The sequence below is a fragment of the Candidatus Flexicrinis affinis genome (genome assembly GCA_016716525.1).
Taxonomy (GTDB): Bacteria; Chloroflexota; Anaerolineae; order Aggregatilineales; family Phototrophicaceae; genus Flexicrinis; species Flexicrinis affinis.
Genome location: JADJWE010000001.1, coordinates 1,945,302 through 1,964,936 on the forward strand (window position 1 = coordinate 1,945,302; position 19,635 = coordinate 1,964,936).

Here is a 19,635-nt window from a genome sequence, read left to right on the forward strand (position 1 = left end):
CGCGTTACTCGTATTCGGCTGTTAACCTGCGCCGGTCATCTGTCCGGCGGTAGCCTGGAACTTGCGCTCCATACCACCGTGAGAAACATGACCCTGCTTAAAAAGCATTCGGCCCGACTGACTTTGCCGGGCCGAACTGATCCACCGATGAGCGCAATACCGCCTTACCTGCGCCTGCATCCTGTCGTGATCAGTTCGGAAATCGTCAAAGTCGCGAAACCTCGTTCAAAGCTATACCGGTAGTCTAACGCCGCACCCGGGCCGTGTCAAGCCTGGCTCACCAAGTGGAGATGAGGGGACTCGAACCCCTGACCTACGCCTTGCAAAGGCGCCGCTCTCCCAACTGAGCTACATCCCCGTGCCTTGCTAGTGGGCCTGACAAGACTCGAACTTGTGACCTCACGCTTATCAGGCGTGCGCTCTAACCAGCTGAGCTACAGGCCCGTGGTGGCAGGTGGACTACCGTGGTAACGAACTGCGCTTAACAGCAGAACAGTGAGACAGACGAGACCTTCGGTCTTGAGCACCATGACCCGGATGGGTCTTGCTTGGTCGGGCAGTAAGCTTTCGCTCCCACCCCATTTGTGCTTAGAAAGGAGGTGATCCAGCCGCACCTTCCGGTACAGCTACCTTGTTACGACTTCGTCCCAGTCACCAGCCCTGCCTTCGGCAGTAGGCTCCTTTCGGTTACCTTCCCGACTTCAGGCGTGACCAGCTCCCATGACGTGACGGGCGGTGTGTACAAGCCCCGAGAACGTATTCAACGCAGTGTGCTGACCTGCGTTTACTAGCAACTCCAGCTTCATGCAGGCGAGTTGCAGCCTGCAATCCGAACTACGACGCGCTTTCAGGATTTGCTCCACCTCGCGGTCTTGCTTCCCATTGTGCGCGCCATTGTAGCGTGTGTGTAGCCCTGGATGTAAAGGCCATGCTGACTTGACGTCATCCCCACCTTCCTCCCACTTGTCGCAGGCAGTCGGTCTAGACACTTGTAACTAGACCCGGGGGTTGCGCTCGTTTTCGGACTTAACCGAACATCTCACGACACGAGCTGACGACAGCCATGCAGCACCTGTCTCCCTGCCTTTCGGAAACGTACTTTCATACGCCGTCAGGGGATGTCAAACCAGGTAAGGTTCTTCGCGTAGCCTCGAATTAAACCACACGCTCCGCTGCTTGTGCGGGGCCCCGTCAATTCCTTTGAGTTTTAGCCTTGCGACCGTACTCCCCAGGCGGTGCACTTACCGCGTTGGCTGCGACGCTCACTCCCCCGTAGAGGACCGAACATCTAGTGCACATCGTTTACGGCACGGACTACCGGGGTTTCTAATCCCGTTCGCTCCCCGTGCTGTCGCGTCTCAGCGTCTGGTGTCGTCCAGGGTGCCGCCTTCGCCTCTGGTGTTCCTCCGGATCTCTACGCATTTCACCACTACACCCGGAATTCCACACCCCTCTACGACCCTCTAGCTCGGCAGTCTCATCCGACCTCTCCCAGTTTAGCCGGGAGCTTTCACGGTTGACTTACCGTGCCGCCTACACGCTCTTTACGCCCAGTAATTCCGGATAACGCTTGCGTCCTACGTGTTACCGCGGCTGCTGGCACGTAGTTAGCCGACACTTATTCCTGCGCTACCGTCCTTCCTCGTCACGCAGAAAAGGACTTTACGATCCGAAGACCTTCATCGTCCACGCGGCGTCGCTGCGTCAGGCTTTCGCCCATTGCGCAATATTCCTCACTGCTGCCTCCCGTAGGAGTCTGGGCCGTGTCTCAGTCCCAGTGTGGGGGTCACCCTCTCAGGCCCCCTACCCGTCGTCGCCTTGGTAGGCCGTTACCCTACCAACTAGCTGATGGGCCGCAGCCCCCTCCTCAAGCTCCAAAGATTTTCTCACAAAGCCTCTGTACTCCGTGAGCTTATCCGGTTTTAGCCCTGCTTTCGCAGGGTTATCCCAGTCTTGAGGGCAGGTAAGCTACGTGTTCCTCACCCGTGCGCCACTCACCCCGAAGGGTCCGTTCGACTTGCATGTGTTAGGCACGCCGCCAGCGTTCATCCTGAGCCAGGATCAAACTCTCCATCAATTTCTCAAGGCCATGATCTCTCATAACCTCGGGGCTCTTCTGTCTCACTCTTCTGCTGTTAAGCTGCATCGCGCGCGCCCCGTCCATGCAAGGCACGCGCTGTAACAGAAGCGTATCAAATCACCCGATGCCCTGTCAACCCTCACCCGGACAATCTACCCAGATTGCTTGGGTTATTTGGGATAACAGGTGCGGGGGTGTCCGCCACGCCGCTGTCGTTTGTTAAGCCGCCGGAATTCCCGACGGGACGGGCATTATAGCCCCTCCAAACTGCGTGTCAAGGGCAGTTCGACGATCTGCTAGCGACACGCCCGTGCAAGCAGGTCTTGCAAGTCGTCGTAACCGTACGCGACCTCGACCAACGCGGCGCCGTCCATTTCCTCGACCCGCTCGGAGACCGCAACGCCGCCGAGCGACTCGTAGAAGCGCCGCGCCGGCGCATTCTCGCGGAGGACCCACGCAAGAAGCGAAGTCATCCCCAACGGGACGACCAGTGTGCCGACCGTCGACATCAACATGCGGCCTACCCCGCCGCCAAGATACTCAGGATGTACGTAGATTGAATACAACTCGTGTGAAAAGCCGAGCGCAGGCGACCGTGACGGACCGGCATGCAGAAACCCGACCACCCACCCATCCACCTCGGCAGTCTTCACGCCAACACGCTGCTCGAGATCCGATAGAATCCTGATCCACATGATCTCGCGGCGCTCCACGGTGCGCGCATCGATGACCGCATCCGGGATCAGCCCGCGATACGTATCGTTCCAACTTGCGACGTGAACCTCCGCAAGCGCGCGCGCGTCCGCCTCAACCGCTTGACGGACCCTTACGGCGTACCGGCGGCGCAGTTGCACGGAATCCCGTTTCCGTCCGGGTCAAGCGTCAGGTTGCCAGCAGCAAGGCACGCATACGCTTCCTGACACGTGAAGAACTGGTTGCAGGTGTAAGCGAGCGACGGGCACGAAATCTGCCCTCCGCCGAACGTTGACGACGCGAAACCGGGCGGCGTACCGAACGGCGTCGATGTCGGCAAGACGCCGGGCGCGGCACCTCCGCTGAGCGAGACCGTGTTGGTCGCTTCGTCGTAAACCAGCAGCGGTGTGACGCCGCTGACCACCGCCGTTATGACGATCGCGACCTCACCCTGCGGTGGTTCTGCTCCCGCGCCCGATCCCTCGTCGTACAGCAGCAGCAGATAGCGGCCATCGGCCGGAAGCGTGATCGGGTTCAGCAGAGTCAGACCGGAGGCCGACGACGTCGACGACTGCCCGACACCGAGGAAGTTCGTGGGGTTGTCGAATTGGCTGACCGCCACAATCGGGCTGACGTTGCCGCTAATCGTCAACACCTGCACCTGAACGATCAGTCCAGCCGTGCCGTCGAAACAGAACCCGACGGCGCGATCGTTCGGGGCGAAGAACTGCCGCTTGATCGTGCCGATCGGTAGAATCTTGAGGATTTCGCCGGTGTTGCGGAAAAGCAGCAAGCACTCGTCCGGGCCGACCTCGAGATCGCCGGGGATCAGCTCGTTCAGCCGGGAGCGCAGATTCGCGAATCCCTGATCGACAACCGCGACCAGCGCCAATGCATTCGACGCAGCGCCCTCGCCCACCGGGTTATTCGTACCCGGGAAGTCGCATATTTCGATGTACAGGTCGATTGCCTGCCGAAGGTTCGCCATCGCTTCGTTGAACTGCTGCTGAATCGGGAACAACTGCGGGTAGTTCTGCGCCAGCACAGGCTGCGGCACGATGTAGTCGCTAGGCCGCGCCGGATAGTCGCGACAGACGGCGAAACCGCTGAGTGCGGCGTCGGTCCACTTGCCGCGGATGTTGTCCAAAGAAGGCTGCGCGAGGTCGAGGCGCGACAAGAACAGCTTAAGGACGTCAAAGTATTCGTTGCCAGTTTCGCTGATGATCGGTGGCGCATCGGCCACGACACCATCAATTGGCGCGTCCGTCAACGGACGTTCCAGATAGCGGAAGAACGCCGAACGGCTCCAGCCGAGGATGCCGTTGTAATTGACCTGAACCCAATTATTGCTCACGGTGCGGCCCATAATCGGAACGACGGTCCCGGCAAACATATTGCCGATCGTGGGATAGCCCTGGCTCGGGCCTGAACGAATCCGAACGCCGTTGGTCACCTCGGCCATCAGCGTGCTGGTCTGGCTCGATTGGCCGGCACGAGGCGCTTCAAACCCGCCGTATGGAATCGTACGCGGATCAGCCACCGGCAGCAGGTTCACATCGCCCTGCAGGATGACCGTCGGCGTGAGATTAACCCACCCTTCGTCGCCGTTGAAATCGACGCGCACCCACTGCCCGTCGGCGCTGCGCGCGTTGACAATCTCGAACACATAGCCCCCGGGCACGGAGCCAAGCACATCGGCGCCGATCGCCGGCGTGATACGCACGTTGGCTGCCTCGTTGACGACAAGTATGCGCACATTGGACTGAGCCGCCGTCAGCAGCGCCGATACAGCCAGCCACAGCACAAGTACCAACGCCACCAGCGACTTACGCATTAGCCTCGCCCCTTGATGCACGGAAGCCCTTAACCTCAATACTGTAGCATGACATCGATGATGGTGCTAATTACGCTTCGCTTGCGGCGAAGTGCCGAATTGACTATCCTTAGGCTGTGTCCTTCTCCACCATATCGAAGCAGTATGAACATCAAGCACATTCGGCGTTTTAGTCCTCTCGGTACTGGCGCTTGCAGCCTGTGGGCCGCAAGAAGAGCGGGTGGTTCCTACCGCACTTCCCGCCGGCGACGCGTCGAGCGGGGAGGAACTGTTCCGTTCGCGTATCGGAAACCTGCCTGAGTGTTCGAGCTGTCACAGCCTTGACGGATCGCGCGGGACAGGCCCGACGCTGCTCGGATACGGAGAGGCCGCTGGCGCTCGCCGCAGCGGTGTGAGCGCGCAAGCTTACACCGTGGCCTCCATTCTCGAGCCCGGAGATGTCGTGACTCCCGGCTTCTCAAACATCATGCCTTCCAACTACGGTCAACACCTCAGCGACCAAGAACTGGCCGATCTTGTGGCATATGTCCTGAGTCAGTGAGGCTGCGGAATGTCGGCATATCGTCAGGCGATCGACCGCAAGGTCGCGGCACACGAAGCACACTTACTGCTGCAGAACGACTTCCTGATCCTCGATACGGAAACCACTGGGATCGACCGTGCCGCGCGCATCGTCCAGATCGCCGTCGTCGACGCATCCGGTCAGCCGGCAATCGACACGCTGATCAATCCGGGCATGCGCATTCCCGCCGACGCCACGCGAATTCACGGCATTACCAACGCCATGGTGAAGGAAGCGCCTTCCATGGCTGACCTGCTGCCGTCCCTTGAGTCGCTTTGGAGCACCCGCCCAACCTATATATACAATGCGGAGTTCGACGTACGGATGCTGCTGCAGCACATCGGACGGCGGCCCGGCATGATGCGCTCGACGTGTGTCATGAAGCTGTACGCGCGCTTTGTCGGTCAAACCGGCAGCTACGGCGACTACAAGTGGCACAAGCTGACGGATGCGTGCACGCAGCTCAGAATACCGAAGATTGACGCGCCGGCACACAGCGCGCTGGGGGATTGTCTGCGCACGCTCGCGGTGCTGCGAGCGATGTCAGAGTGGTATGTCCGCAATTCGGCCTAAGGAGGGGGAAAATGGACATTCTTGAAGTGTTGTTCCGCTGGATTCACGTTGGCGCCGCCGCTTATTGGGTGGCGGTCGGGTTCTTTCAATGGCAGGTCATGCGTGCCGAGGCACGCATGGAGGCCGCCACATGGATCTCGTACAACCGGAAGCTATACTCGGCAAGTAAGCTCGCGCTCGGTATGCCGATATCCGCGCTGCTGACGACTGTCGGCGGAATTGTGCTCTACGGCGTGGAGCAATACTGGAACCGCGGCTTTGGATCGATCGGCTCGATCGTGTTCCACATCGGTGTCGTCGCGGGTCTGTTGGCATTCGGTCACGGCGCCACTGCGATCGGCAAGTCGTCAAACGCGATTGCAGACGCGCTGAAGACCGCCGGAGACAACCCAACGGCCGATCAGATCGCTGGCGTGCAAGCTGCGGTCGACAAACAGATGCGCATGATGCCCGCCCATTTTGCACTGGCCGCTGTGGCCTTCCTGTCCATGATATTCGGCGCCTCAATCGCATAGTGCACCGGACCAATCGCACCGGTTGCACCGAAAACGCCGCTCCGCTAACATGGAGCGGCGTTTCTTGTTCAAGGACGGTTCGCCATGACTTTTCCACGCTCTAGCGGCGTGCTCCTGCATCCGACGTCACTTCCCGGTCGCTATGGCATCGGCGATCTTGGCGACTACGCTTTCCGGTTCATCGACGCGCTCGAAGCCGCCGGCCAGTCTTACTGGCAGATCCTTCCGCTCGGCCCGACCAGCTACGGCGACTCCCCGTATCAGTCGCTAAGCACCTTCGCCGGGAACCCGAACCTCATCAGCCTCGACCGACTCTTGCAGATCGGTTGGCTGCACCCGGACGACTTGCGCGACATGCCAGTTTTTCCTGACGACCGCGTCGACTACGGCCCGGTCATCACGTTTCACGACCAACTGCTCGATGTGGCGTTTCGTCGGTTTTCGTCCAGCGCTAGCGACGGCTATCGCGACGCGTTTGCCGCATGGACAGCGAGCCAGGCGAAGTGGCTCGACGACTTCGCGCTGTTCGTCGCGCTCAAGAATCGCTTCGGTGGACGACCGTGGACGGAGTGGGACACCCCTTATGCTCTCCGCGAGACTCGTGCGCTTGAGGCGGCATGGGAGCAGTTCGCTGGCGAGATCGAAGCAGTGAAGTTCCGCCAGTGGCTGTTCTTCGCGCAGTGGGAAGAACTCAAGCGTTACGCCAACGCTCACGGCGTGAGTATCGTCGGCGACATCCCGATCTTCGTCGCCCATGACAGCGCCGACGTTTGGGCGCATCGCGACCTGTTCTACCTCGATTCGCGCGGGAATCCGGAGGTCGTCGCGGGTGTCCCGCCCGACTATTTCAGCGCAACCGGCCAGCGTTGGGGCAACCCGCTTTACAAGTGGGACGTGCACAAAGCCCGCGGCTATCAGTGGTGGATCGACCGCGTCCGCGCCGTGCTCAACATGGTTGATCTGGTACGCATCGACCACTTCCGCGCATTCGAGGACTACTGGGAGATCCCAGCGACCGAAGCGACCGCCGTAAAAGGGCGCTGGCTGAAGGGGCCGAACACCGACCTGTTCGACGCCATCCGCGCCGAGTTGGGTGACGAACTTCCGATCATCGCCGAAGACCTCGGGCAAATCACGAAGGCCGTCGAGGACTTACGTGACGCGCTCGGCCTGCCCGGCATGAAGATCATCCAGTTTGCCTTCAGCGACCCGAACAACGTGTTTCTGCCGCACAACTTCACGACGGAGAACTGCATCGTCTACACCGGTACGCACGACAACAACACGATCGTCGGCTGGTGGCGCGGCGAGGCATCGGCCGGTGAGCGCGAGTACGTCATGGCGTACTTCAACCGGGACATCAGCGATTCGCCGCATTGGGAAATGATCAGGCTATCAATGGGCACAATCGCCCACACGGCGATCACGCCGCTGCAAGATATCCTCGGTCTCGATCAGAAGGCACGCATGAACACGCCCGGCGTCGAGGCGGGCAACTGGACATGGCGCGCGCTCGAAAGCCAGTACACGAACGGCGACGCATTCCGCACGTTGGCGCACTTCACCAAGGTCTACGCACGCTGGCCCGGCGAACGGGTCATGTCGCGCGGATAGCCGGTCTGCCCTATCCCAGAATCGCGCCGGGGCATCGACGTTAATGCCCCGGTGTCTTGCCGCCGCGCACGTTCACTTGAATCGGACGCAATCGCGCACCCGTTACGGTTACGACCCCGTTAACCAGTCCTTCGCCGCCGGATACCAGAAACGGTGCCCGCCATCGTGTACGACCAACGCCACTGCGTCGGCGGCCCCAATCGCCTCGTATGCGCGATTCACGGGCGCAAATGCCGAACGCGCATGTGCGACCGGATAGATGTGATCGGTCTGGCCATTGACGAACACCATGCGGCGCGGCGCCGTCAGCACCGAGATCTCCTCGATGCCGCATACCTTGAGCAGGCCGGGCACGTAATTGCACTCGCAGTGTTCAATGCCGAAGATCGAATAGCGATAGTCGCAGAAGTAGCCGGACACGACATTGGTCGTCACGCGCGGCTCGAGCGCGGACAGAAACAAACCGGTCGTTCCGCCGCCCGAATGGCCCACGCACCCGATCCAGCCCGGAATCACATCGGCCCGCGTTTCGATCAGGTTAATGGCAAGCACCGCATCGCGGATGCGCTCGCCGAGAAGCGTCATCCCGTATGCAAGATAGTTGAACGCGATATGCCGGCACGAATTGAGCGATCCGCCGACCAAGTTCGTTACCCGTTCGCCAAATGCGCGCTGCTCAACCGCCACCACGAGGTAACCGTCAAGCGCGAGGAGCTCGGCGAAGTTGGCGTGCATGGCGGTTCGCTCGCGCGCTGTCGCCTCGTCCGGGTACTTGCCGAGCATGTATCCGACACCCGGCGCGTGCCCATGAAACGCCAGAACCGCCCGATGCGGCCCCGGCGTTTTGGGGACGAGGACATAGATCGGCACGTTGAGTCCGTCGAGCGGGACGATGTACAGCTCTTCGGTAATCGCTCCGCGATCGGTCGTAGAGATATGCTCGACCCGCTGCGGCCGCCCGGCCGGAAGCCGTCCGGTGACGCCGAGCAGATCGCTCAGTTCGGCACGAAGCTGGGCCTGCCACGACGCGAGATTCGCGGCGGTCACGTCGGAAGCCTTGAACTTGCGTGAGCTCTGCTCGAATGTCGCATCAAGTTGCGACTGCATCCCAAACATGGCGTCTCCTTCCCGGCGCACGGCCGATGCCGCGCCATCCAGCATAGCCGATTCGAGCGTCTGTCAGCGAGTCCGCCATGTGCCAGCCGCATAGATTTACGCAGGTGGAGCGGTGTGATAGAATCACCGATCCAATTCGATTCATCTCAGAAAGACAACAGTGAGCGATAGCATCTCCACCAATGACTTCGAGTCGGTCCGCAGCGCGAAGGCCGATGCTGAGGGGGTCATTCGGCTTCCGGTCGTTCCCCTACTGAACACCGTCGTATACCCGAACGTCGTATCGCCAGTCGTGATCTTTGACGACCGCGGGCGATCTGCGCTGCGCTTCGCCTCAGAGAATCACAAGACGGTGATTGGCGTTGCAGTGCGCGACTCATCTGTCAGCGAACCCGGCCCGGACGACCTCTACACGGTCGGCACCGAGCTTGGATTGTCGCGCTTGCAGCACCGCTTCGACGCCCGTGAGGACACCGTTCTGGCGCAGGGCCGGCGGCGCCTGCAGATCATCGAGTTCGTACAGACCGACCCGCATCTGATCGCCAAAGCCCGCGTCATCACCGAGGACAACCCGCAGAGCGACGAGATCGACGTCTTGACACGCACGGTGTTCGAGATGTTCCAGCACGCGGCCGACCTCAATGAGTCGATCCCGGACGACGTGATTGACTACGCCGAGACGATTTTCGAGCCGGGCTGGCTTGCCGACTTTGTCGCATCCATGCTGACGATGACGCTGGACGAGCGGCAGAAGGTCCTCGAGACGTCCGACATCATGTCGCGTTTGCGGTTGGTGGCGTCGCTGCTGAACCGCGAGCTGAACATGCTTGAACTGCGCGAAGATATCGCGGGTCAGGTACAGTCGGAGTTCGCCAAGAGTCAGCGCGAGGCGTTCCTGCGCGAGCAGATTCGTGTGATCCAGAACGAACTCGGCGAAGGCGACCCATTCCAGCAGGACATCGTCGAACTGCGCGAGCAGATCCAGTCCGCCGGTCTGCCGCCCGATATCTTCGAGAAGGCCACGAAGGAGCTGTCCCGGTTGGCGGCGATGCCCCCGATGGCCCCGGAAGTCGGCATTATCCGCACTTACCTCGACTGGATCGTCGGGCTTCCGTGGAGCAACGCCAGCGAGGACGTCCTCGACCTGAAGCATGCACAGCGCGTGCTGGACGACGATCACTACGGCCTGAAGAAGATCAAAGATCGCATCCTCGAGCACATCGCCGTGCGCAAACTGGCTGCGGACAAGCAGCGGACACCGATCCTGTGCTTCGTCGGGCCACCGGGTGTCGGCAAGACCTCGCTTGGGCGAAGCATCGCGCGCGCGCTCGGTCGTACGTTTGTGCGCGTCAGCCTCGGCGGCGTGCGTGACGAAGCCGAGATCCGTGGACACCGCCGGACGTACATTGGCGCGCTGCCCGGTCGCGTGCTGCAGACGATGAAGCGCGCAGGCACGATCAACCCGGTGTTCATGCTGGACGAGATCGACAAACTCGGCGCCGACTTCCGGGGCGATCCATCGGCGGCGCTGCTCGAAGTGCTCGACCCGGAGCAAAACCACGAGTTCAGCGACCACTATCTCGATCTGCCGTACGATCTGTCACACGTGATGTTCATCACGACCGCCAACGACCTGTCAGGGCTGCCGGAAGCCCTGCTCGACCGCATGGAAGTGATCGAGTTCCCCGGCTATACCGAGGACGAGAAAGCCGCCATCGCCGACCAATATCTGGTGCCGCAGCAGATCGAAGCCAACGGCCTGAGCGATCACACCATCAAGTTCGGCGAGGATGCGATTCGCACGATCATTCGCGAGTACACGTACGAAGCGGGTGTACGCAACTTGAACCGCGAGATCGGCAACATCTGCCGGAAACTCGCGCGAGCGGTGGCCGAGAAGCGGCGTATGACACGCAAGATCACACCGGAAGTCGTCAACAAGCTGCTTGGCCCGGCGACGTTCTTGGAGAATCACACCAACCGTGACGACTCGGTCGGTCTGGCGACCGGCCTCGCATGGACTCCGAACGGCGGCGACACGTTGATGTTCGAGGTGAGTATCCTGCCGGGTAAAGGAACCATGATGCTCACCGGCAGCCTCGGCGAAATCATGCAGGAGTCGGCGCAGGCGGCCATGTCGTACATGCGCGCGCATGCTGCAGACTTCAACGTGCCGGACGCGGACTTTGAGGAGTTCGATGTCCACGTGCACGTACCGGAAGGCGCGGTGCCGAAAGACGGGCCGTCCGCTGGAATCACACTGGCGACCGCGATCATCTCTGCCTTCACCGAGCGCAAAGTCCGGTCGGACATCGCCATGACCGGCGAAATCACGCTTCGCGGGCGCGTGCTGCCGGTCGGCGGGGTGAAAGAGAAAGTGCTTGCAGCACATCGCGCGCTTGTCCCGACCGTGATCCTGCCCAAGCAGAACGGCAAGGACTTGATCGACATCCCGGCCAAGACCCGGCAGAAACTGACCATTCACCTCGTAGAAGATATGCAGCAGGTGTTGGACCTTGTACTGCTCGATCCGCCGAAAGAACGCGAACGCGACAAGGCGCGCGACAAGAAGGAAAAGCCCGCTAAACGCACGAAAGCCGAAAACGCAAACGGATCGGCGAAGCCAACTGCGAAGGTGAAGAAACCGGTACCCGCGGCGGAAGGATAGCAAATGAGCGACATTCAGGTGGACGACCTACAGGCGCGGCTTGCTTCGGGTCGCAGCGCCCAAGTGGACTGGCTCCCCGCGAGTGCGGAGCTTGCCCGGATCGCCGAATCCTTAATGTCGTTTGCCAATGCACGCCGCGAAGGTATGCTGCTGCTTGGCGTCAGCGCCGCCAACACCATCGAACCGATCGACGATTTCGAAGCGCTGATCGAAAAAGCACTTGCTGCCGCGCTGATGCTGACGCCGCCGCTGATCCTCCCCTACCCGACACGCGAGAACGTCGGTGGAACGACGATCGTCAAAGTGACGGTTCCGGCAGGGATGTCAAATGTCCACAGCCTGAACGGCCGGTACCTCATCCGCGACGGCATTTCGAACGTGCCGCTTGCGCCCAGCGCAATGCGCCAGCTTCTGATCGAACGGGGCGACATCACCTACGAGGCAGAGATCGCCCGGAATGCCACGCGCGACGACCTCGACCCGGAGCGCCTGCGCCAGTATGCGGCGTCCATCCGCGAAAGCGATGTCGATGCGGCGCTGCTCAAGCGCGGGTGCGTCGCGCAGGCAGACGGTAACCTGCTGCCGACCCACGCCGGCATCCTGCTCTTTGGCAAGGACCCGCGTCGCTTTGTGCGCGGCGCCGAGATCACCGCCGTTCGCTTCGCGGGCGACACGATGGGCGACACGTTCATGCGCGAGGACATTACCGGCACGCTGCCCGAACAGATTCGGCGCGTCGAGACCTTCCTGCGTGACGTTCTGCGCAAGGGCGTCACGTTGGGTGGGACGATGGCCCGCAGCGAGCAGTACGAATACCCGCTCGAAGCTGTGCGTGAACTGGTCGTCAACGCCGTAGCCCATCGCGATTACAGCATTCAAGGCGACGGCATTCGACTATATGTCTTCAAGGACCGGATGGAGATCACCAGCCCCGGACGCTTGCCGGGGCCGGTCACCGTCGCCAACATCAAGGACGAGCGATTCTCTCGAAACCCGGCGATCGTACAGGTGTTGGCCGACTTGCACTTCATCGAGCGCCTCGGCTACGGAGTCGACCGCGTGCTGGAATTGACGCGGCAGCACGGCCTTCCCGAGCCGCTGTTCACTGAGACTGACGGCGGCTTCAAGGTGACGATCTTCAACGCGCTTACGCCGGCGGCGGTCGCCGCAAAGGCCGAGGCCAGCGCCGAGAAACCCACCCTTGCAAGTACGATCGACCTGCTGGAGCTGTATCGCGGCGTGCCGCTCAATCCGCGTCAAGAGAGCGTGCTCGTCCACCTGAGTGAGCCGACCAACACGCGCATCACCAACAGCGAGCTTCAGCGCCTGCACCCGGACGTGCACCCGGAGACGATCCGGCGCGACCTGTCCGATCTCGTCGCCAAAGACATCTTGAGCAAGATGGGCGAGAAGCGCGGCTCGTATTACGTACTGCGCAAGAAGGCCTAGCGCCTACTGCAGCAAATCGCCATCGATTTCCGGCTGGCCGTTGACGAATGCCCGGACGTCAAGCGCCTGCCGCCCGGCCAACTGCAGACGTGTCGGCGCATAGACGCCTGAGCCTGTCCCGATCAGCATCTGTCCATCGACCACATCGACGCAGCCCGCCGGCAAGTTGCCCTGCTCGACGCGCCCGCTCAACACCTTGACCAGACGCCCACGCCACATGGTGAACGTCCCCGGCCACGGTGTAAACGCGCGCACCATGTGATCGATTCTTTCTGCCGACGCCGACCACTCGATTCGGCCGTCATCCTTGCGGATTTGTGGCGCGAGGGTGACGCCTTCGGCAGGCTGCGGGCGCGGCACGATGGTTCCTTCGACGTAACCTTTGATCGTCGGGATGAGCAGCTCGGCGCCAAGTTTGGATAACCGGTCGTGCAAGGTTGCGCTGGTCTCATTCGGGGCGATATCGACCTCCTGCGCCGTGAGGATCGGGCCCGTGTCGAGGCCGGCGTCCATCTTCATGATAGTGACGCCTGTGCGTGTATCGCCAGCTTTGATCGCGTGCTGGATGGGCGATGCACCGCGCCAGCGTGGCAGAAGCGACGCGTGAACGTTGAGGCCGCCCAGCCGCGGCAAATCGAGCACGACCTGCGGCAAGATTTGCCCGAACGCTGCCACGACGTACAAATCGGCGGGCCACTGCCTGAGCGCCTCGATGACTTCGGGTTTTCTCAGTCGTTCTGGCTGCATGACAGGAATCCCGAGCATGCTCGCGGCCACCTTCACCGGCGGCGGCACAGGCTCGCGCGAACGGCCCGCAGGCCGGTCAGGCTGAGTGACAACTCCGATTACATCGTATGCGGCAGCGAGGGCCTTCAGCGTGGGCACCGAGAATTCCGGCGTCCCCATAAAGACGATCTTGACCACAACATGCCGTCCTTTCGTAATAAACGGACTACTCTAGTGACATGATTATATCGCGCCAAGCGCACCTTGAATCATGCCACGGTCGCAGGTATGATATTTCGTCACACAGCATGATCCGCCGTACGCCTCGGGCTGGGCGTATTTTTTTGGAAGGACATTGACGATGAGTCAGCAAATCATCAGTGGCTTGGAGGCGCCCGATCGCGGGCACCCCGAACTCCACCCGGGCGACACCGTGAAGGTTCACGTGCGCATCGTTGAGGGTGGCAAGGAGCGTATTCAGGTCTTTCAGGGCGTGGTGATCCGCCTCCGCAAGGGCGGCAACGACGCCAATTTCACCGTCCGGCGCATCGCGTCGCACGGCGTGGGTGTCGAGCGTACGTTCCTGCTCAAGAGCCCGCGCGTCGACAAAATCGAAGTCACCCGCGGCGCGAAGGTGCGCCGTGCGCAGCTGTACTACCTGCGCGACCTGCGCGGCAAGAAGGCGCGACTCAAGGAGCGCCGCCGCAACAAGCAGATGGTGACCGAAGCGCCTTCCGACAACTAGGCCGTACGCCAAACCAATACGACCATGATGGGGCATCGCGCGATGCCCCTCTTTGATTGAGGAGACTGGTTCACATGGCTCGCCCGCTGATCGGCATTACGACTGCGCACCGCCCTGCAGGCACCGAACGCGAAATCCCCGTGTATTCGGCCTACACGGCCATCGCCGAGAACGTGGCGCGCGCAGGCGGCTTGCCTGTGCTGATCCCGTCCACGATCGACGACGACAGCTTGCGCGGTATTTTCGATCGGGTGGACGGTATCTTGCTTCCGGGCGGTGGCGACATCGACAGCAGCCACTGGGGCGAGCCGCTGCACGAAACAGTCTACGGGCTTGATCCCGCGCGCGACCACACCGAACTGACCATCGCCCGCTGGGCGGCCGAAGAAGATCGCCCGCTGTTCGGAATCTGCCGCGGGCATCAGCTGTTCAATGTCGCGCTTGGCGCCACGCTCATTCAGGACATCAACAGCCTGTATCCGACCGAACTATCGCACGGCAACTTCATGCCGATCCCGCGCGGCCAGCGTTCGCACGTCGTCGCCATCGAACCCGCGTCACGCCTTGCCGCTATTGTCGGCGAGACGCACGCCGTCCCTGTCAACAGCATCCATCATCAGGCGGTGAAGCACGCAGCGCCCGGTTTGCGCGTCGCGGCGGTTGCGCCCGACGGGTTGATCGAGGCGACCGAGCTGCCTGACGCCCGCTTTGCGCTCACGGTACAGTGGCACCCCGAAGACATCGCCGACGACGAGCGGATGTTCAACCTGTTTCGGGCGTTCGTGCAAGCGGCGTCAAACACCTAGTCCGACGCAGGCGGCGTCATCACGATCTTCTTGCGAATTCCGGTCTGCGACGACGGCTTCTCTGTCGCACGGTCCAGCGGGATGACGAACTGGAACACCGAGCCGGAGTCGAGTTCGCTTTCGACCCAGATGCGCCCGCCGTGCCCTTCGACCAGACGCTGGGTGATCATCATGCCCAGCCCGGTCCCCTTCTGCGTCCGCGCGCGCGTGTCATCGCTGCGGAAGTAGTCCTCGTTGAAAATCCGCTTCAGGTCGGCACTGCTCATGCCGATGCCTGAGTCCCGCACCGTCACGTACAGCGACGGCCCGAGTGTACGCCCGCCGGGCAGGTCGAAGCTGTCGACCGGCTCGACCGTGACGGCCATCTCCGAACCTGCAGGGCTGTATTTGTGCGCATTGCTGATCAGGTTGGTCATCACCTGAACGAGTTTCTTATGATCGCCGAACACGGTAGGAAGCTCTGACGGCATGTCGACCGAGACTGTCTGTTGTTTGTCCTCAAACTGCTGCTGGAACGATTCGAGCGTATCTTCGACTACCGTACGGAACTGGAGCGGCTCGTAGGCGATCTGCAGGCGGCCCGCGTCCGACGCCGCGATGTCGCGCAGGTCGTCGATGATGTCCTGCATGCGTTCGGCGTTCGAGCGAATCACAGCGAGAAACTGCTCGCGCTGCTGGTCGTTCATCGCGCTCGCGACGCGCGGGTTGAGCAGCGTGTCGCTGTATCCCTTGATCGACGTCAGCGGATTCTTCAGTTCGTGCGCTGCAAATGCCACGAATTCGCTCTTGTTCTCCGCCGCACTCACGATCCGTTCGTACAATTGCGCGTTGGCCAGCGCGATACTGGCACGCTCCGTCAAACGGTTGACGAAGTCGAGATCGGTCAGTCGGAAAGCTTCGCCTGTGGTTTCAAGCACCAGCAGTGCGATCACATCCTCGCCGGATCGCATCGGCACGGTAATCTGGCTGACCGCGCCGCGCAAGCTGGGGGCGTAATCCGGGTCGAAGCGCAGGTCGGCAAGATCGGCCACGCGGGTGCGCATCACGCGCTGCACGATGCCTCGGTCGATCGGCCATAGCGATCCCTGCGCGCCGTCCGGGTAATCTTCGGGGTCGTAGCCTTCGATGGCCAGCACGCGCATTGCCTGACTGACCACATTGACTTCGCCGAGCACACACGCCTCGGCCCCGGTTACCCTGCTGGCCCAGCGCAGCGTGATCTTCGCCACCTCTCGCTGATCTAGCGCGCGCGCCAGCTCGGAGTCGATGCTGGCGAGTGTTTGAAGTTCCTCGAGGCGCTGGTTCAGCGCGCTTCCGGTCATTTCGAACAGGCGGGCGTTTTCAATCGCTACCCCGGCCTGCGACGCAAACGTGGACAGAAGCTGCACCTCGTCATGGTTGAACAACTGGCCGTTCTTCTTATTCAGTACCTCGAGCACGCCGATAATGCGATCCTTGGCCAGAAGCGGCACTGCCACGATCGAATTCGACCGGAACCCGGTCTCCCGTGTAACCTCACCTTGCCAGCTTCGGTCGATACGCGTGTCGTTTGCGACCTGCGGCTGTTTTGTGCGCAGCACCGCGCCGATCAGGCCGCGGTCTTGCGACACGCGCGTGCCGGTCAGCTCCTGCTCCGCTTCGCCGAGCACCACGCGGAAGATCATGTCGTCGCTGTCCTCGTCCGACCGCAAAAGCAGCGATCCGGCCTCTGCCTCGAGGATCGCTACTGCGCTCTCGGTAATCAGGCGAAGCAGCGTGTTGACGTCACCCGCTTCTGCGGCCACCAACTGCTGACTGACTTCGTTCAGCGCAGCAAGCTGACGCGCGCGCGCGTTCACCTCATCGAACAACTGCGCCTTTTCAAGCGCAGTGGCGGCGAGACCGGCTAGGTTGATGAACGTCGCCATGTCGTCCGACGTGTACGGAATCGTGTCACGTTTGCCGAGCGCAAACACGCCAAGCCGGCGGTTCTGCGCCACAAGCGGCACACCCATCCACGCGCGGATACGCGGGCTGTCGTAGAGTGTGCCAAACGTGCCTATCTGCTTCTCGCGGTTGTAGTCTTCGTAGCGGCGCGACTCGCCCGACCTGAGGATTTGGCTGTAGATGTCGTTTCCGAGCGGCCAGCGCCGGCCTTCGCGCGCGTTGTAGCGTTCGTCCTCTTCGAGGAAGAATGCAAAGTACAACTGTTCCTGTTCGGCGTCGAAGAACGCGATGTACTGGAAGTCCGACTTGAGCAGGCGGTTGGTCTGCGCGCTGATAAGTTCGAGAAGGTCGTCCAGCGTGCGGGTGAAGTTCGACGCTTGGCCCAATGAGCTGAGCACGTCCAGTTCTTTCACGCGCTGTTCGAGCGTCTCGACCGACTGTGCGCGCTCAATGGCCACGGCAAGCTGGCCAGTCAACGCCGACAGGAACCGCAAATCCTCATAGTCATACGCGCGACGGCTGCCTTGCCTCGGCCCAAGCACCGCAAAACCGAATAAGCGCTCCGATCCGGGCAGCCCGGCGATGACGGACGGTGCGAGCACGTCGATACGCGCCTTGTCACTGAGCAAGTCGGGCGGGAGCGGCTGACCGGGCACGAATGTCACTGGCGCACCAACAGTCAGCAGATATGACGCAAGCGGCGCATTGGCGGGAAAACGAAGCTCCGTTTCCCCGCTTGCAGCCATATAGTCGCCGCCCGGCGCGCGCTGGACGAAGACCACGAGATGCTTCGGGCTAATCCCCTGATCGACAGCCTCGCGAAACGCAGCGATCGCTTTGTCGACGTCGGTCAATTCGGTCAGGCGTTGGCCGAAATCCTCGACGATCGACTGCAGCGCGCGGCGTTGACGGAAAAAGACGGTGTCGATGCGGACTTGCAGACGCGCTCGGATAGGCAGAAACAGGGCGGCGATCACAAAAATCGTGACGGCGATCAACACCGGGTTGTCAGGCACCATGCTCGACGCCATCAGGCCGAAGCCGAGCGTCAACAGGAAGTATCCAATCACCAGCGCAACGAGCAGAAACACGTACGTGATCGACTGACTGACCAGGGAATCGCTGTCGACACGGCGCGGCGCGTTGAGGGCAAACGGGAAGCTGAGCACCGTGGCCAGCAGAAACGGCATCGCGGCCTGCGGCGAGATCGGCAGCGTAAACCCCGGCGCAAGCAACCGGAGCACGACCGCAGCAATCCAGACGAGGAACGGGACGGCGCTCAACATCAGGCCGATCAAAACGATGCCGCTCTGATTGCGCGCTTCACGGCTTGCCGCGCGCCGGCGCTGCCACAACATCGTGAACACCAGCAGGACGGCACCGCCCAGACAGGCGCCAAGCGCGATCGAGACACCGGTCTCGTAACTGGCGGCACTCGACGGGCCGGAGATCATCACCGCGGCGACGACCCCGGCGGCAACTCCGGCAATCAAGGCTGCCGGACGAAGGATCGGCACGCGATAGGCGATCGGCAGTGGCGCTGGAATCGAAAATCCGAACAGGAGCATCAATCCGCCAGCAAGGCCGGCGGCAATCGCCCAAAGCGGACCGAGGATGCTGGCAGTCGACACGTCGTAGATGCCGCCGATCGTCACAGCCATCGCGGCACAAATGCCCGACGCGACAAACGCACCGACCGACTCGCGCCGCCAAAGGAACAGATAAACCGCGGTCAACAGCGACACGACACCCGCCACAAACGGAATGCCGAAGTATGCAAACAGATCTACAAACGGCAGACGGGTTAGTTGGACCGTGGCGCTGCGTGCCACGCCGGCTGTGGTCTCCGCTTCCACTGTAACGGTATCGCCTGCGGATAGGGTGCCCAGCACTTCGTTGAGACCTGTGCGGGCTGCCGCCGAGTCGACTCGAGAGAGCGCCGTCCCGTTCACGGCGACAATTCGATCGCCTGCAGTAAGGCCTGCATCGCTGCCCGGCCAATTCGACGTGCCGACCGGCCCGGCCTCGACGACCGTCAGCACGGGCGAGATCAAAACCCCTAGAAACGGGCGTGACGCCGTGATGAGAGCTGTGGCTAAATAAACAAGCATCGCCAACGCTGCGACCGCAATGAGCCCCCCGGACAGCGCGTAGAGCACGCGCTCTCGCGGGCTGGTCGGCACACGATCCGTTGTGCGCGGTAGCAGTCCTTGCAGCCGGGCAGTAATTGCACCCATGAGATACGCCTTCGCTCGTTGGCCCTGCGTGCAATTGTAACATCACCTCGCGTGTTTTCACCCTTGCCGCCTTAATTCACGAGAGGAACGC

At 61.7% G+C, this 19,635-nt stretch carries 13 protein-coding genes, 2 tRNA genes and 1 rRNA gene; 8 read left to right on the forward strand and 8 right to left on the reverse strand.

Annotated features, from left to right (window positions below):
• Positions 1-285: 285 nt before the first annotated feature.
• The 5 genes from IPM16_08335 to IPM16_08355 all read right to left on the reverse strand — a co-directional run bounded on the left by IPM16_08335 (position 286) and on the right by IPM16_08355 (position 4,607).
• Positions 286-358, reverse strand: a tRNA-Ala gene (locus tag IPM16_08335).
• A gap of 12 nt (positions 359-370) precedes the next feature.
• A tRNA-Ile gene (locus tag IPM16_08340) sits at positions 371-444 on the reverse strand.
• A 148-nt stretch (positions 445-592) separates the two neighbouring features.
• Positions 593-2,077, reverse strand: a 16S ribosomal RNA gene (locus IPM16_08345).
• 299 nt (positions 2,078-2,376) lie between these two features.
• Positions 2,377-2,934: a GNAT family N-acetyltransferase gene (locus IPM16_08350; GenBank protein MBK9123117.1), complete on the reverse strand. Its 558-nt coding sequence runs from the start codon at positions 2,932-2,934 to the stop codon at positions 2,377-2,379.
• Complete coding sequence (locus IPM16_08355) at positions 2,907-4,607, reverse strand: SH3 domain-containing protein (protein MBK9123118.1); 1,701 nt, start codon at positions 4,605-4,607, stop codon at positions 2,907-2,909. Before IPM16_08355 ends, IPM16_08350 begins: the two co-directional genes overlap by 28 nt.
• Before the next feature lie 220 nt (positions 4,608-4,827).
• Here IPM16_08355 and IPM16_08360 point away from each other — a divergent pair, with 220 nt between their 5' ends.
• The 4 genes from IPM16_08360 (at position 4,828) to malQ (ending at position 7,871) form a co-directional block, all read left to right on the forward strand.
• On the forward strand, positions 4,828-5,148 hold the full coding sequence (locus tag IPM16_08360) for a cytochrome c (GenBank protein MBK9123119.1): 321 nt from the start codon (positions 4,828-4,830) through the stop codon (positions 5,146-5,148).
• A gap of 9 nt (positions 5,149-5,157) precedes the next feature.
• Complete coding sequence (locus IPM16_08365; protein ID MBK9123120.1) at positions 5,158-5,742, forward strand: 3'-5' exonuclease; 585 nt, start codon at positions 5,158-5,160, stop codon at positions 5,740-5,742.
• Positions 5,743-5,753: 11 nt separating this feature from the next.
• Positions 5,754-6,257, forward strand: coding sequence for a hypothetical protein (locus IPM16_08370; protein ID MBK9123121.1), 504 nt, complete (start codon positions 5,754-5,756; stop codon positions 6,255-6,257).
• A gap of 84 nt (positions 6,258-6,341) precedes the next feature.
• On the forward strand, positions 6,342-7,871 hold the full coding sequence (gene malQ, locus IPM16_08375) for a 4-alpha-glucanotransferase (GenBank protein MBK9123122.1): 1,530 nt from the start codon (positions 6,342-6,344) through the stop codon (positions 7,869-7,871).
• 108 nt (positions 7,872-7,979) lie between these two features.
• On the opposite strand, the gene IPM16_08380 is transcribed toward malQ, so the two are convergent.
• Complete coding sequence (locus tag IPM16_08380) at positions 7,980-8,978, reverse strand: hypothetical protein (GenBank protein ID MBK9123123.1); 999 nt, start codon at positions 8,976-8,978, stop codon at positions 7,980-7,982.
• A 238-nt stretch (positions 8,979-9,216) separates the two neighbouring features.
• Between IPM16_08380 and lon the strand changes: the two genes are divergently transcribed.
• The gene (lon, locus tag IPM16_08385; protein ID MBK9123124.1) at positions 9,217-11,655 is read left to right on the forward strand and encodes an endopeptidase La; all 2,439 of its coding nucleotides are present in this window, start codon (positions 9,217-9,219) and stop codon (positions 11,653-11,655) included.
• 3 nt (positions 11,656-11,658) lie between these two features.
• Positions 11,659-13,104: a transcriptional regulator gene (locus IPM16_08390; protein MBK9123125.1), complete on the forward strand. Its 1,446-nt coding sequence runs from the start codon at positions 11,659-11,661 to the stop codon at positions 13,102-13,104.
• A gap of 3 nt (positions 13,105-13,107) precedes the next feature.
• Here the strand turns inward: IPM16_08390 and IPM16_08395 are convergent, their stop codons facing one another.
• Positions 13,108-14,010: a methionyl-tRNA formyltransferase gene (locus IPM16_08395; GenBank protein ID MBK9123126.1), complete on the reverse strand. Its 903-nt coding sequence runs from the start codon at positions 14,008-14,010 to the stop codon at positions 13,108-13,110.
• Positions 14,011-14,191: 181 nt separating this feature from the next.
• Here IPM16_08395 and rplS point away from each other — a divergent pair, with 181 nt between their 5' ends.
• Together rplS and IPM16_08405 are read left to right on the forward strand one after the other, a co-directional pair.
• Positions 14,192-14,575, forward strand: a complete 384-nt coding sequence (gene rplS / locus IPM16_08400) for a 50S ribosomal protein L19 (GenBank protein ID MBK9123127.1) — start codon at positions 14,192-14,194, stop codon at positions 14,573-14,575.
• Positions 14,576-14,649: 74 nt separating this feature from the next.
• Entirely contained in the window at positions 14,650-15,381 is a 732-nt protein-coding gene (locus tag IPM16_08405; GenBank protein MBK9123128.1) for a gamma-glutamyl-gamma-aminobutyrate hydrolase family protein, read from the forward strand.
• Here the strand turns inward: IPM16_08405 and IPM16_08410 are convergent.
• Complete coding sequence (locus IPM16_08410) at positions 15,378-19,544, reverse strand: GAF domain-containing protein (GenBank protein ID MBK9123129.1); 4,167 nt, start codon at positions 19,542-19,544, stop codon at positions 15,378-15,380. The genes IPM16_08405 and IPM16_08410 overlap by 4 nt on opposite strands.
• Positions 19,545-19,635: the final 91 nt, after the last annotated feature.

Excerpts from the sequence above, each read along its gene's own strand:
- IPM16_08410 (MBK9123129.1), bottom strand. The coding sequence starts at position 19,544 with ATGGGTGCAATTACTGCCCGGCTGCAAGGACTGCTACCGCGCACAACG.
- IPM16_08370 (MBK9123121.1), top strand. The coding sequence starts at position 5,754 with ATGGACATTCTTGAAGTGTTGTTCCGCTGGATTCACGTTGGCGCCGCC.
- malQ (MBK9123122.1), top strand. The coding sequence starts at position 6,342 with ATGACTTTTCCACGCTCTAGCGGCGTGCTCCTGCATCCGACGTCACTT.
- IPM16_08380 (MBK9123123.1), bottom strand. The coding sequence starts at position 8,978 with ATGCAGTCGCAACTTGATGCGACATTCGAGCAGAGCTCACGCAAGTTC.
- IPM16_08355 (MBK9123118.1), bottom strand. The coding sequence starts at position 4,607 with ATGCGTAAGTCGCTGGTGGCGTTGGTACTTGTGCTGTGGCTGGCTGTA.
- IPM16_08365 (MBK9123120.1), top strand. The coding sequence starts at position 5,158 with ATGTCGGCATATCGTCAGGCGATCGACCGCAAGGTCGCGGCACACGAA.
- IPM16_08395 (MBK9123126.1), bottom strand. The coding sequence starts at position 14,010 with ATGGGGACGCCGGAATTCTCGGTGCCCACGCTGAAGGCCCTCGCTGCC.
- IPM16_08390 (MBK9123125.1), top strand. The coding sequence starts at position 11,659 with ATGAGCGACATTCAGGTGGACGACCTACAGGCGCGGCTTGCTTCGGGT.
- IPM16_08405 (MBK9123128.1), top strand. The coding sequence starts at position 14,650 with ATGGCTCGCCCGCTGATCGGCATTACGACTGCGCACCGCCCTGCAGGC.
- rplS (MBK9123127.1), top strand. The coding sequence starts at position 14,192 with ATGAGTCAGCAAATCATCAGTGGCTTGGAGGCGCCCGATCGCGGGCAC.